Source organism: Rhodospirillales bacterium, from assembly GCA_016872535.1.
In the GTDB taxonomy this organism is placed as follows: domain Bacteria; phylum Pseudomonadota; class Alphaproteobacteria; order Rhodospirillales; family 2-12-FULL-67-15; genus 2-12-FULL-67-15.
This window is the reverse complement of record VGZQ01000016.1, coordinates 1-13,292: the sequence shown is the minus strand read 5'-3', so window position 1 is coordinate 13,292 and position 13,292 is coordinate 1. Positions and strand designations below refer to the sequence as shown.

15 protein-coding genes are annotated in these 13,292 nt (G+C 69.3%); 13 read left to right on the top strand and 2 right to left on the bottom strand.

Features of this window, described 5'->3' with window-relative positions:
• Positions 1-2 precede the first annotated feature (2 nt).
• The 5 genes from FJ311_04845 to FJ311_04825 all read left to right on the top strand — a co-directional run bounded on the left by FJ311_04845 (position 3) and on the right by FJ311_04825 (position 4,881).
• Complete coding sequence (locus FJ311_04845; GenBank protein MBM3950763.1) at positions 3-434, top strand: acyl-CoA transferase; 432 nt, start codon at positions 3-5, stop codon at positions 432-434.
• A 104-nt stretch (positions 435-538) separates the two neighbouring features.
• Positions 539-1,486, top strand: a complete 948-nt coding sequence (locus FJ311_04840; protein ID MBM3950762.1) for a hypothetical protein — start codon at positions 539-541, stop codon at positions 1,484-1,486.
• The gene (locus tag FJ311_04835) at positions 1,483-1,971 is read left to right on the top strand and encodes a hypothetical protein (protein MBM3950761.1); all 489 of its coding nucleotides are present in this window, start codon (positions 1,483-1,485) and stop codon (positions 1,969-1,971) included. Before FJ311_04840 ends, FJ311_04835 begins: the two co-directional genes overlap by 4 nt.
• Before the next feature lie 26 nt (positions 1,972-1,997).
• Positions 1,998-2,189, top strand: coding sequence for a hypothetical protein (locus FJ311_04830; GenBank protein ID MBM3950760.1), 192 nt, complete (start codon positions 1,998-2,000; stop codon positions 2,187-2,189).
• Between the two features lie 112 nt (positions 2,190-2,301).
• Entirely contained in the window at positions 2,302-4,881 is a 2,580-nt protein-coding gene (locus tag FJ311_04825; protein ID MBM3950759.1) for a hypothetical protein, read from the top strand.
• 13 nt (positions 4,882-4,894) lie between these two features.
• On the opposite strand, the gene FJ311_04820 is transcribed toward FJ311_04825, so the two are convergent.
• Entirely contained in the window at positions 4,895-5,176 is a 282-nt protein-coding gene (locus tag FJ311_04820; protein ID MBM3950758.1) for a type II toxin-antitoxin system YafQ family toxin, read from the bottom strand.
• Positions 5,163-5,420 (bottom strand): type II toxin-antitoxin system RelB/DinJ family antitoxin, encoded by a 258-nt coding sequence (locus FJ311_04815; protein MBM3950757.1) that lies wholly within the window; start codon positions 5,418-5,420, stop codon positions 5,163-5,165. The genes FJ311_04820 and FJ311_04815 overlap by 14 nt, the downstream gene beginning before the upstream one ends.
• Before the next feature lie 87 nt (positions 5,421-5,507).
• Here FJ311_04815 and FJ311_04810 point away from each other — a divergent pair, with 87 nt between their 5' ends.
• The 8 genes from FJ311_04810 to FJ311_04775 all read left to right on the top strand — a co-directional run.
• Positions 5,508-5,993, top strand: a complete 486-nt coding sequence (locus FJ311_04810) for a hypothetical protein (GenBank protein ID MBM3950756.1) — start codon at positions 5,508-5,510, stop codon at positions 5,991-5,993.
• A 35-nt stretch (positions 5,994-6,028) separates the two neighbouring features.
• Positions 6,029-7,102, top strand: a complete 1,074-nt coding sequence (locus tag FJ311_04805) for a hypothetical protein (GenBank protein MBM3950755.1) — start codon at positions 6,029-6,031, stop codon at positions 7,100-7,102.
• 14 nt (positions 7,103-7,116) lie between these two features.
• Positions 7,117-7,992 carry a hypothetical protein gene (locus tag FJ311_04800; protein MBM3950754.1) on the top strand — a complete coding sequence of 292 codons (876 nt, stop codon included), beginning with the start codon at positions 7,117-7,119 and terminating at the stop codon, positions 7,990-7,992.
• Entirely contained in the window at positions 7,989-9,026 is a 1,038-nt protein-coding gene (locus FJ311_04795) for an SPASM domain-containing protein (protein MBM3950753.1), read from the top strand. The genes FJ311_04800 and FJ311_04795 overlap by 4 nt, the downstream gene beginning before the upstream one ends.
• A 3-nt stretch (positions 9,027-9,029) precedes the next feature.
• Positions 9,030-10,406: a radical SAM protein gene (locus FJ311_04790; GenBank protein MBM3950752.1), complete on the top strand. Its 1,377-nt coding sequence runs from the start codon at positions 9,030-9,032 to the stop codon at positions 10,404-10,406.
• A gap of 6 nt (positions 10,407-10,412) precedes the next feature.
• Positions 10,413-11,036, top strand: a complete 624-nt coding sequence (locus FJ311_04785; GenBank protein MBM3950751.1) for a DUF1833 domain-containing protein — start codon at positions 10,413-10,415, stop codon at positions 11,034-11,036.
• Entirely contained in the window at positions 11,033-11,482 is a 450-nt protein-coding gene (locus FJ311_04780; GenBank protein ID MBM3950750.1) for a hypothetical protein, read from the top strand. The genes FJ311_04785 and FJ311_04780 overlap by 4 nt, the downstream gene beginning before the upstream one ends.
• Positions 11,479-13,292: phage tail protein (locus FJ311_04775; GenBank protein MBM3950749.1), on the top strand; the 1,814-nt coding region annotated here is incomplete at its 3' end. The genes FJ311_04780 and FJ311_04775, both read left to right, overlap by 4 nt.

Below are 13,292 nucleotides of genomic sequence, written 5' to 3'. Positions count from 1 at the left end.
CCATGCCCACCCGTCGCGAAGAGGTGCTGGCGGCGCTGTTCGCGCGCCTCCAGGCGGTGCCCGGCGCCACGGTCAAGCGCGAGGAGCCGCTGCCCGAGAAGGTGCCGGCCGGCGGCTTGGCGATCCTTCGCGACGGCGATCCGGGCGAGCCGGAGGTTCTGCTCTCGCCGCTCACGTATCTCTGGCAGCACCAGGCCGAAATCGAACTCATCGTCCAGCAGGCCCCGGCCGATGCCGCCACCGGCACTCTCGACGATCAGCTCGCCGAAGTCGGTTCGGTCCTCGCCGCCGACCGCACCCTGGGCGGCCTGGTCGACTGGGTCGAGTGGGGCGCGCCCCGGATCCGCGATCTCGCCATCGATGGCGCTGCCGGCCTCAAGGCCGCCGCCGTGACCGTGACGCTTCATTACGCCTCCAGCGACCCGCTGGCGTAACAGAGGCCAGAAACCAGGCATCGGGGATCAGAAAAGACGATTCCCGGCATCCGATTTCTGATCCCTGACCTCTGATCCCTGTCATCTGAAAACCGGAGGTTCCCATGGCCCGTGCCTATGGCGCGAACGCGATCCTTCTGGCCGCGTTCGAGACCGACTACGGCGTTCCCCCGCTCGCGGGGTTCGTCCGCTTCCCCTTCGTCTCTTCCTCGCTCGGCTCCGAGCAGGGGCTGATCGAGAGCGACATCCTGGGCCAGGGACGCGACCCGGCCGCGCCGTCGCGCGACGTCGTCAAGGCCGAGGGCGATCTCGTTGTGCCGGTCGATCTCCGCCACTTCGGCCATTGGCTGAAGGCGCTCCTGGGCGCGCCCGCCACCACCGGTGCAGCCCCCGGTCCCTTCGCCCACGAGTTCGGCTCGGGCGCCCTGGCGCTGCCGAGCCTCACGGTCGAGATCGGCATGCCCGAGGTGCCCGCCTTCTTCCTGATCGGCGGCGTGCGCCTCAACTCCATGCAGCTCAACTTCCAGCGATCGGGACATACCAACGCCACCTTCAACGCCGTCGGCCAGGGCGAAACCCGCAATGCCGCCTCCCAGGGCGGGGTTCCGGCGACGCTGCCGTTCAAGCGCTTCGGCCAGTTCCAGGGGCAGGTGAAGCTGGACGGCGCCCCGCTCGCCAACCTGACCGGCGCCAATCTCGCCTATTCGAACAACCTGGAGCGCATCGAGACCATCCGTTCGGACGGCAAGATCGACGGCGCCGATCCCACCATCGCCGCGCTCACCGGCTCAATCGAGGTCCGCTTTGCCGATACCGCGCTGCTCGACAAGGCCACCTCGGGCGACCCGGTAGCCCTCGAGTTCGCCTACGTCATCTCCGGCACCGAAAAACTCATGATCGAGGCCCACGAAGTCTACCTGCCGAAACCGAAGCGGGCGATCGGCGGCCCGGGCGGCGTGCAGGCGAGCTTCGAATGGCGGGCGGCGAACAACGCCACGGCCGGCCGCATGATGACCGCCACTCTCACCAACGACGTGGAGACCTACGCATGATCAAATTGGGAATGCGCGAGCCGGTCTGGCTCGATCTCGCCGACGGCGCGAGGCTCAAGGTGCGCCCGATCACCACGCCGGCCTACGCCATGATCCAGGCCCAGGCCGAGAAGGTCTACGAGGACTGGGCCCGGCACAAAGCCGGATCCGAGGACCTCGATCCGGAAGACCCGTCCGTGCGACGGGGGCTGATGCGCGCGCTGATGATCAAGGGCCTCGCCCTCTACGCCGTCGTCGAATGGGAGGGCATCGAGGGCCCGGTCACGGACGAGTCCGTGGCCGCCTTCGTCGACGAGAATCCCCTGCTGGCGGCGCTGTTCTATCACCGCTATCTGGCGCCGCTCGAAGACCGGGCCGCCGAGGGAAACGCATCCGGGCCCGCGCCGCATGGCACTTCGGCGGCGGGCCCGGATACTGCCGCGGCTGCCGGGACAGCGGCCTCTCCTGCGGTTGCGCCTGCCCCTACCGACAGCATAAACCCCTGACCGAGTCCGGCTGGCAGACCTGGGACGTGCTGCTGCGGGTTGCCGGGCAGCTTCGTTTTGCTCCGAATGGCGCCGTGACCGGCATCGACTTAGGCCTCGCCCTACATATGGCTGAGGCCCTCGGCTACGACGTCGCCGTCGCCGATCTGCTGCCCGACGCCGAGGCCGGGCTGCTGGAAGGCCTCGCCCGCCTGCGCGCCGGGAACGATCTGTCGTGAGCGAAGCGAGCGCAGGCGCGTTGAGCGCCCCGAAGCGACGAGGCGAAAGCCGAGGGAAGCGGAGGAGCCAAGCGCGCGGAGGCACGCGCCCGGCGCTTGAGGGCGAACGCAGATGAGCGAACGGCACTTATATATACGTCTCGCGGTCAAGGACGGCGAAACCGTCCGCCGCGCGCTCAACTCTCTGGGCGAAGACGGCAGCCGGGCGCTGGCCCGCATCGAGCAGGCATCGAAGCCGGCCTCCAAGGGACTGCTGGCGCTGAACGAGGTCACCTCGGCGGCGCGCGTGCGCCTCGAGGGCTTCGCCGGCAACCTTGGCGGCGTCGGCTCCGCCTTGCTGCGCCTGGGTCCGGCCGGTCTCGCAGCCGGGGCGGCGCTGGGCGGCCTCGCCGTGGCGCTGGGCAAGGGCCTCCACGAGATGGAGACGGCCCAGCAGTCGCTGCTGCGGCTTGAGGCCGTGCTCAAGGCCACCGGTCATGCCTCGGGACTCACCGGGCGGGAGCTGAACGATCTCGCCGACGCCATGGAGGCCAGCACCATGGCCACCGCCGAGGGCGTGATGGATGCCGCCTCGGTGCTCGCCACCTTCCGCTCGGTCTCGGGCGACACCTTCGTGCGCGCCATCAAGGCGGCGCAGGATCTCTCGGCCGTTTTCGGCCAGGATTTGCGTTCTTCCGCCGTGCAGCTCGGCAAGGCGCTGGAGGACCCGGTCGAGGGCATCACGGCGCTGAAGCGCGTCGGCGTCACTTTCACCGCCGGGCAGCGCGAGATGATCGCCGCCATGGTCGAGGCCGGCGACGTGGCCGGCGCGCAAACACTCATACTGGAGACCCTGGAGCGCCAGGTCGGCGGCGCGGGCGAGGCGGAGGCCGGCGGGCTCACCGGCGCCACCCATCATCTGAAGGCCGCCTGGGGCAACCTGCTCGAAGAGATGGCCAAGACCCCCATGGTGGGGGGCGTGGTCGAAACGACGCTGCGCGGCCTCGCCTCCTTCTTCAACGACATCAAGGACTGGTTCAAGGGGCCGGACATCGGCTCCCAGGTCGCGGCCAAGGTTCGCGAGCTGGTGGAGGCCGAACGGCGCTTGGCCTCCCTGCAATCGGGCAAGGTCGTCTGGGATCCCTCCTACGGTTTCCGGATCGAGATGGCGACCCGGGCCGCCCAGGCCACCGTGGACCGCCTCGAGTCCGAAATCGACACCCTGATCGCCAAGGGTCGCGCCGAGGTCGAGACGTTCGAGGCGGACAAGGACCGGGCCGAGGCCGGGCGCCGCCGGGCCGAGGAGGAGCGGAACGCCGAGACCATCGCGGCGCGCCTCAAGGCGCTCGAGGCCGAGAAGGTCAAGGTGGCGGTGGATGCGGCCGAGAAGATCGCCGCCGTCAACGACCAGCTCGCCCGCGACATCGCCACCGCCGAGAAGAAGCGCGGCCGGCCGGGCATCCTGGACGCCGACGTCGAGCGCGAGATCGCGCTCTTGCGCGACATCGCGGCGCGCAAGATCGAGGCGGTCGAGAAGCCGCTCCGCGAGGCCGCCGAGCGCACCGATGCCCAGGCTCGGAAAGTGATTGCCGATCTGGAGCGCCAGTTGAAGGCGCCCTTCGATCCCCGTGGCGCCGCGATCGAGCAGGCGCTCGGGCGCCTGCCGGAAGGCGCGTCGGAGGATCAGCGGGCCGAGGCCGAGCGCCTTGCCGGGGCGCTTTACGACCAGAAGCAGGCCATCGAGGACCTGAACAAGGAGCTCGAGGCGGAAGCCAGGCTTCGCGAGAAGGGCGCCGAGATCACCCGGCGCCACCGCACTGCCGAGGAGGAATACCGGGACGTCCTGGCCGAACTGGACAATCTGCTCGCCAATGCCGCCATCGACCAGCAGACCTACGCGCGGGCGGTGGAGGAAGCCGAGCGCCGCAAGCTCGATGCCTCCCGCGAGTGGCGGGATGGCGCGGTGCGGGCCATTCGCGACTACGTGGACGAATCCACCGATGCCGCCCGCGTCGCCGAGCGGGGCATGACCCGGGCGCTCGAAGCCAGCGAAGATGCCTTCGTCAAATGGGCCTCGACCGGCAAGCTGGCGGCGCGCGATCTGTTCAACGCCGTGGCCGAGGAGGCGCTGCGGGCCGCCTGGCGCCTCTCGGTCGCCAAGCCGCTCGGCGGCTTCCTGGAGGGGCTGTTCTCCTCCATCGGAGAGGGCATCGCCGGCTGGTTCACTGGCGGAAGCGGCGGCGGTTCGCCGGCGCCGGCCGACCCCAACCTTATCCTGGAGGCCCATTCCGGCGGCGTGGTCGGGCATGATGGGTTGCGCCGCCGCGACGTCGACCCGGTCCTGTTCCGGGAGGCCGAGCGGCTCCACGGCGGCGGCGTCGCGGGGCTCCGTTCCGGCGAGGTGCCCATCGTGGCGCTTCACGGCGAGGAGGTGCTGACCCGCGACGATCCTCGGCACCGCTTCAACCTGATGCGCCTTTCCTCAGCCGAAGGCACCCCCACCGTGGTGGTGCAGCCGACCGTCTACAACACCGTGCAGGGCACCCAGGCCCGCACCGAGACCCGGCGCGGCCCGGCGGGCGAGGTGCTGATCGACATCTTCGTCGAGCAGATGGAGAGCCTGATGTCGCGCCGGATCGGCCGCGGCGAAGGGCTGGCGCCCACGCTTGAGCGCCGCTATGGGCTCAACCCGGCGGCGGGAGTTTACAGGTAGGGGGGCTCGGAGGTCACAGTCCGAGTTCGCTGTGCGAGCCGAGGCGCACCAGATCGAGCGTCGCCCCATCCGGTTTTCGGTAGATCAGCACCAAGTCGGGCTTGATGTGGCAGTCCCGGTGATCCTTCCATTCCCCGGCCAGCGGATGGTCGCGGTTGCGTTCCGGAAGCGGCACATCCGATGCCAGCAACGTGACGATCTTCAATAGTTCGTCATCGAGCGTCTGGCGATGCCGGCCCTTCTTCTCGCGCTTGTAGTCGCGCTTGAAGGCGTTGGTGCGCCTAATCGTCCGCATTCAGATCCGCCAGCAGGTCCTTCACGCCGCCGACAGTCACCAGTTCGCCGCGCCGGGCGGCTTGCATGGCCTTGACGGTTTCGGCGTTGGGCACCAGCGGCTCGAAAGGCAGCCGCTTTTCGGCGGCGATGCGCACCATCATGAGGCGGAAGGCATCGGACACGGTGAGCCCGATCGACGCCAGCACGGCGGCGGCGTCCTTCTTAACCCGCTCGTCGATGCGCGCACGGACAACGGTGGTCATGGATCGGAACTCCCTTTATTGGGCTACATTGTAGCTCAGTCCATAAGACCGTGTCCACAGTTCTAACCATTTGCCAGAAAAGAATAAATCCCGATGCCCGTCTCCTGGCCCGCTACCCTGCCCCTGCCGACGGTGGAGGGCTACGGCATCCGCCCGGGCGAGGCGATCCTGCGCACCGAGATGGAGGCGGGGCCGGCGCGGCAGCGCAAGCGCTTCACCCAGGTGCCGACCCGCATCGCCGTGCGTTGGCTGATGCGCCGCGAGCAGTTCGCGCTGTTCGAGGCCTGGTATCGCTGGCACGCCAAGGAAGGCGGCGAGTGGTTCCTGATCGACCTCCTGGGCGGCATCGGACTCGGGGTGCATGAGGCCCGCTTCACGCGCCAGTTCGAGGCGCGGCTCAAGGGCGGCGTCCTCTGGGAGATCGCCTCCGAGCTCGAGATCCGCGAGCGGCCGGTGCTCTCCGAGGACGCGCTCGCCATCGCTCTCGACAGCGATCTCGCGGCGCTGTTCCGCGACGCGGACGCGCTGCACGCGCTCGTCCATTCCGGGCTGACGGGTCCCTACGCCTGGTGAGTCCGATCCGCCTTCGATTCCGGAGCTAGAACATCATGACGCTGCAAACCGACCTCCAGGCGGCGGTCGCAAAGACGACCGCCGCCGCCGACAAGCTCCACCAGGTGGTGCATGGCGATGCGACCTCGACCGTCGAGACCGAGAGCGGCCCGGTCAAGACGGTCGCGAAAACCGTCGCCGACAACGAGGCGGCCATCGCGGCGAGCCGCGCCGAGCTCGACCAGAAGGTGGCTGACGCCGCCGGCAGCGCGATCGCCGCGGCCGGTTCCGCCATTGCTGCATCGGCAAGCGCCGGCGAGGCCGCGATCCATGCGGCCAAGATCCCCGATCCCGCGCCGGCGGATTCGCTGAAGAGCATCCGGGTCAATCCTGCCGGCACGGCCTACGAGCTGGCCCCGGGCGGGGGCGACGTCGTCGGGCCCGCGGGCGTGGCGGACGGCGCGCTCGCACGCTTTGACGGCGTTACCGGCAAGCTCTTGAAGGCCGGCGGACCGGCCCAGACCAGCGAGATCGCGGACGGCGCCGTCACCGCGGCGAAGCTCGCCGACGGGGCGGTGACGGCGGAGAAGATCGCGCCCGGCGCGGTCGACCTCGCGACAAGGGTGGCCAAGGCCGGCGACGCGATGACCGGCGATCTTTCGCTTCCCAACCTGATCGCGAGCGGCACCGTGCGCTCGGGCGCCACAGGCGACGACGCCCGCGCCACCGGCTTCAAGATCGCCGACGGCACCGACATCGGCGAGCTCAACCGCTCGAACCAGTACTACGACGACCGGGTCAACAACTGCGCGGGCTATCTCCCGAACGGCAACTGCCTCGGCGACCCGCGGTGGACGCCGCCCAACGGCGACTGGTGGACCTGGGGACTCGGCTTCTCGCCCGGCAACCCCAGCGGCTACGACTTCGCCGGCGGCCAGCAAGTCGCCTACCAGCCGGTGTCGGTCGGCTTTGTCCATGGCTCCTATGCGCTCGCCGCCGACGAGATCGGCGGGGCCGAATACCGGCGCAACTACAACAACTGCAACTGCGGCGGCTTCAACTGCTACTCCAACTGCAATTGCAACTGCAATTGCGCTTGCGACTGCAACTGCGCTTGCTGCGACGGCTGACGACGAGGTCGCCGATGAGCCTTCTTCCCAATCTGTTTATTACCCGCTTCGACGGCCTGCGACACCCCGCCCCCGTCCTGGTGCAAGTCGTGGATTCGCCCCGCCGCGTCACCGTCCGCACCTGGGCGGAGAGCCCGCTCGTGGACCAGGCGCGCCCGGACATCGACCTCGATGTCCACGGAGACCTTGTCCCCGGCCGCACGTTCGGTGACGGTGTGGTTGACGGCAGTCTGCTGGCACCGCGTCTGGCGGGATTGGCGTTCAAGGAGTTGGGTGCCGTGGCGCTCGACATCGGCGTTGCCGCTGGCCTCCACGAGTGGTCGGACATGGCACGCTGGATGTTCCCGCTCGACCTCGCGGGGGCGCCGTCGACCCCCTACAACGCCCGCGCGCTCACCGTGAACAGCAAGGCGACCGGGACACGCCATCTGCTGGTCGAGCAGGCCAACTGCGCCCTGGTGGCATTCGTCTACTTCCGCCAGCTCGATTTTACGGAAGCGAGCTTCCTCGTCATCGGTCATCCCAGGCACGGCGCCATTGGCCGTCTGGCCGAGCGGGCCAAGCGCATCGCGCCGGAGAAACAAGCCGATTACACGCGGCGCTCGGAACCGCGCATCGCCATCGGCGGCCCCGAGACCATACCCGTCGGCGGCGAGGCGGAGCTGGCCTGCCGGCTCGTCGATGCCAAGGGCCGGCCGGCCGGGATCGACACCGAGTTCTTCCTTGAGGCGACGGGGGGTCATTTGCCCCTGCGGCGGGTGCCGGCGCCGGCCGGCGAGGCGGCCGTGCGCATCATAGCCCTCGGCAACCGGCCGGGGGATTCGATCCGCGTCAAGGCCGGGTTCCGTCATGTGAGCGGCCTCGCCGAACACATGCTGACCGTCGCATGAAACTCAACATCTTCCTCGGTTACGCCTGCAACTTCGCTTGCGCCTACTGCCTGCAGGAGAGGGACGCGCCCGATGCGGTCAGGCGCGGCCACCCCGTGGAGCCGTTCATCGAGCGGGTGGTCCCGTTCGTCCGGGCGCACGGCATCCGGCGCGTCGACTACTGGGGCGGCGAGCCGCTTCTCTATTGGGACAGGATCGCCGCCATCCATTCGGCGTTCGTCGAGGCTGGCATTTCCTTCGACTTCGTCCGCATCACCACCAACGGCAGCCTGCTTGAACCTAAGCACGTCGACCGGCTCAACGAATGGGGCATGCACGTGGTGGTGAGCGACCACGGCGCCTCCGGCCAGCCCCACCGGGATATAGCGTGGGACATGGTGCGGCGGCTGCGCCGCTCCAGCGTGTCGTTCCTGTTCACCGCCGAAACGCCCCATATCTGGCCCCTGTTCGAGAAGCTGGAACGGCTGGAGCGGGAATACCGCCGCCCGTTCTGGCCCTACGCCCATTGGGTCCGCGCCACGCAGGGCTGCGATCCGCGCTATCGGTTCACGCCCGAGACGCTGGAGCGGCACGTCGAGCATCTGTGGGAGCTGGCCCGGCTGCGGCACGCCGGCCATCGCCACGCGTGCCTCTTCTTCGACGGCCACCTCGAGGAATGGCGCGCCGGCCTCGCCCGGGCGGATAAGGATGTCGAGCCGCTGTGCCACGGCCGCGACCATCTTTCCGTAGACCTCGCCGGCAACCGCTACGCCTGCCACCACGGGGTGAAGACCGGCTACCGCACCGGCAATCTGTTCGACGAATCAGGTCCCCGCGACGAGGCCGAGCGAACGGCGCTCGACCGTGCCTGGCGCTGGGTGCGGAGCGAGGACTGCCGCGCCTGCCCGATCCGGAGCTGGTGCCGGGGCAACTGCCATCTCTCCCGGACCCACGAGATCGACTGCCGGCTCTCGCGCGAGAAGCACCGCCTGTTCGCGTGGATCGACGCGCAGGAGAACGGCCCCTCCGACCGCAATCATATCGAGGTTCCCTGATCCATGTCGGAAACGCTGGAGTACCGGCTCGTCCTGGCGGGCCGGAACGGATACGTGCGCCATCTCCTCTACCGCCCGCACGTCTCGGAACTGGTGTGGGAGGACTCGGGCGAACGCGTGAGCCTCGCCGCCGTCGGCATGGACTACGCGAATGCCTCGCGCGACTGGAAGCCGGCGTTCCCGGTCTCGCCCGCGAACCCCGCCCGCAAAGGCCGGAACGTCCGCGTCCTCAAGATTCAGATGGGCCTCAAGTGCAACTACGCCTGCGCGTATTGCAACCAGGCGAGCCAGCCGCACGAGGTCCAGGGCGGAATCGAGGACGTGCAGGCGTTCTTGAGAAAGCTCCCCGAGTGGTTCAACGGCGGCAAGGGCGGCCAAGGCAAGGACCTGCGCATCGAGTTCTGGGGCGGCGAGCCGTTCGTCTACTGGAAGGCGCTCAGGATACTCGGGAGCGCGCTCCGGAGCGCCTATCCCAAGGCCGAGTTCAACATCGTCACCAACGGCTCGCTCATCGACGACGAGAAGATCGACTGGCTGGACGCGCTCGGCTTCGGGGTCGGCGTCAGCCACGACGGCCCCGGCCACGCCGCCGCCCGCGGGCCCGATCCGCTCGAAGACCCGGTCCGTTGTGCAGTGATCCGCAGGCTCTACGACCGGCTGTTTCCGAAGGGACGCATCGGCTTCAACTGCGTGCTCACGCGCGACAACCGCTCCCTGGTCGCGATCCGCGAGCACATCGGCGCCAGGCTCGGCATCGATCCCGCCAACGTGCCGTTGACCTCCGAGGAACTGCTGCTCCCCTACGACGCGGGCGGCATGGCGCTTTCGCCCAAGACGCCCGAGGAGCACGACCGGGTCCTGCAGGAGGTCTGGTGGGAGGCGGTGACGGGGCGCTCCATGCCGGTCGGCGCCGTGCGCCGCAAGTGCGAGGACTTCTTCCGCTCGCTGGCCGAATCCCGGCCCGCGTCCTCTCTCGGCCAGAAATGCGGCATGGACCGGCCCGAGCACCTGGCGGTCGATCTCAAGGGCAACGCGCTCACCTGCCAGAACACCAGCGCGGCGACTAAGCACCGTATCGGTAGCATCGAAGCCTTCGACGACATCCGGCTTAAGACCGCGCATCACTGGTCGACGCGCGAGGAATGCGTCCGCTGCCCCGTCGTGCAGCTCTGCAAGGGCGCGTGCCTCTTCCTCGAAGGCGATCTCTGGCGGCAGGCCTGCGACAACAGCTTCACCTGGAACCTCGCCCTGCTCGCGATCTCGCTCTACTGGCTCACGCGCCTGGTGCTGATCGAGATCGAAGGGCCGGTACTGCGCCGTCCCGATCTTCCGAACCGCATCCGCGTCATCCGCCAGTCGGCCGAAGAGGCCCCTGTCTGACCTCCCATGCCCGATCCCGCTCTCTCGGCGGCCATCCGCGAGGCCTACGCCTCCGCGCCGGCCGACGTCGTCGTCCTGCACACGCTGGAGATCTGGCACCCGGCCTTCGTCGAGGACGGCGTGGCCAGGCCGATCCGGGTGGTGCGCAATTTCGAGGACACCGCCACCTGGCTCGCGCTCGGCGGCGCCGAGGTGCAGGCGGTGCTGGACGGCCTCGATGCGGAGGCGCGCCGCAAGGTCGGGCTGGTGGCGCGGCTGGAGGCGGGCGCGCCACGGGATGCCGGGCTGCTGGTTCCCTTCGTGGCGCTCGGCTTCGAGCTGGAACTGCCGCCCGTCGACACCATTCCCGTCCCGGAGATCGTCGTCGTGCTCGACAACGTCGGGCGCGAGATCGCCAGGCACCTCGACGCCGCCGCCATCAGCCAGGAGCGCATCGAGGTCACGTACAGGCCATATCTCTCGACCGATATCGAGGGGCCGCAGATGGACCCGCCCATGACCATGACGCTCTCCGAGGTCGAGGTGGACGTCTTCCGCGTCACCGGCCGGGCGCGCGTGCTCGACATCGGCAACAAGGCATTTCCGAGCGAGATCTACACCATTAGGAAGTATCCGGGGCTGCGGCGGTGACGACAGTTCATTGGGCTTCAACCTACATCGGCCTGCCCTGGGCGGCCGATGGGGAAGGGCCGCCGCCGGGAGCGGCTTGCCGCGATCCGGGGAAAACATGGTCGTTCCACTGCTGGGCGCTGGTGCGGCACGTGCAGCGCGAGCGGTTCGGGCGCTTTCTCCCGGCGATCCCCAATCCCGACGATCTGCTGACGATCGCGCGCAATTTCCGCGACCACCCGGAGCGCCGGCGCTGGAACCTAGTCGAGGCCCCCGAGGAAGGCGACTGCGTGCTGATGCGCCAAGCCCGCTACCCGGTCCACGTGGGCGTCTGGCTGGAGGTGGACGGAGGCAGGGTACTGCATGTTGTGCGCGACAAGGGCGTGGTCGCCCAGTCGCGCGAAAGCCTCGCCGCCCATGGCTGGCGGATCGAAGGCTATTACCGATTCGTGGGAGACGACGGATGAACCGCCCCGGCGTTGTCGTGATGGTCCGCAATGCGTTCCGGCCCGAGCGCGACCGCGAAGTGGTGCCGGTGCCCAAGCCTGTCACCATCCGGGATTGGCTGGATGGGCGCGGTATCGCCGAATTTGCCCAGCCCACTGTCTGTCTGGTCAACGGCCGGGCCGTGCTGCGCGCCGAGTGGCCGCTGCTGGTCATCCGTTCCGGCAACGTTGTCTGTTTCGTCGCGCTTCCCCACGGTGGCGGCGGAGGCGGGGGCGGCGGCAAGAACCCGCTTCGCACCGTGCTCATGGTCGCCGTCATGGTGGCGGGCGTGGTCGCCGGAGCTGCCCTGGGCGGGGCGCTCGCGGGCGCGCTCGGCTTCGAGGCCGGCGCGGCGGCCTTCGGCTCCGTCACCTGGGGCCAGATCTTCGGCGGCGTCATCTCGGGCGCCGTCAACATCGCGGGCGGCGCCCTGATCAACGCGCTGGTCCCGGCGCCGAACCCGGCACGGCCCTCGGCCGATTGGGGATTGGGGAGCATCGGCAGTCCGCCGAGCCCGAGCCCGACCTATTCGCTGCAGGCCCAGGGCAACCAGGCCCGCCTGGGACAGCCGATCCCGGTGGTCTACGGCCGGCACCTGATCTATCCCGACCTCGCCGCCGAGCCTTGGCAGGAGTACCAGGGCAACGAGCAGTACCTGCACCAGCTCCACGTCATCGGCCAGGGCCACTACCAGGTCGAGGCGATCCGCATCGAGGACACGGACATCGGCAACTTCGCCGAGGTCCAATATCAAATAGTGGAACCGGGCGGCGCCGTCGCCCTGTTCGATCCTTCCGTCACCACCGCCCCCGAGGTGGCCGGGCAGGAGCTGCAGGGCCCGAACCAGCTTGGCGCCGGCGAGACGGGCTGGGTGGGGCCGTTCGTCTCGGCCTCCGCCGAGACCAAGGCCAACCATCTCGGCATCGACATCGTCTTCGCCCGCGGCCTCTACTACGCCAACGATTCCGGCGGCCTTGACGGCCGAACGGCCAGCTGGGCGGTCGAGGCCCGCGCCATCGACGACGATGGCTTGCCTCTGAGCGACTGGCTCCAACTGGCGGCCGAGACACACTCGGCCGCCACCAACACGCCGATCCGCCTGAGCTACAGGTACGCGGTCGCGCCGGGACGCTACGAGGTGCGGCTCAAGCGCACCGACGATAAGGACCTCTCGTCCCGCGCCGGCCACGAAATCCGCTGGGCGGGTCTGAAGGCTTGGCTCCAGGACGAGCCCGACTACGGGCAGGTGACGCTGCTCGCGATCCGCATGCGGGCGACCGACAATCTCTCCCAGCGCACCTCGCGGATGGTCAACTGCATCGTGACGCGCAAGCTGCCGGCGTGGTCGCCGAGCGGCTGGTCGCAGCCGGTGCCGACCCGCTCCGTCGCCTGGGTCCTCGCCGACGTGGCCCGAGCCGGCTACGGCGCGGGGCTCGCCGATTCGCGCATCGACCTTGCCGGCCTCGCGGCCCTGGATGTCCTGTGGGAGCAGCGGGGCGACCGCTTCGACGGCGTCTTCGACACCTCCATGACGGTGTGGGAGGCGCTGACCCGCATCGCCCGCTGCGGCCGGGCCGTGCCCATCCAGCAGGGCGGCGTGGTGCGAGTGATCCGCGACAGCCCGCAGAGCCTGCCGGTGGCCCTGTTCGGGCCGCGCAACATCGCGCGCGGCTCCTTCCGCATCCGCTACGTCATGCCGGGCGAGGAGACGGCGGATGCGGTGACCGTCGAGTTCTTCTCGGCCGTCACCTGGCGGCCGGACGAGGTGACCGCCAAGCTCCCGGACTCCGC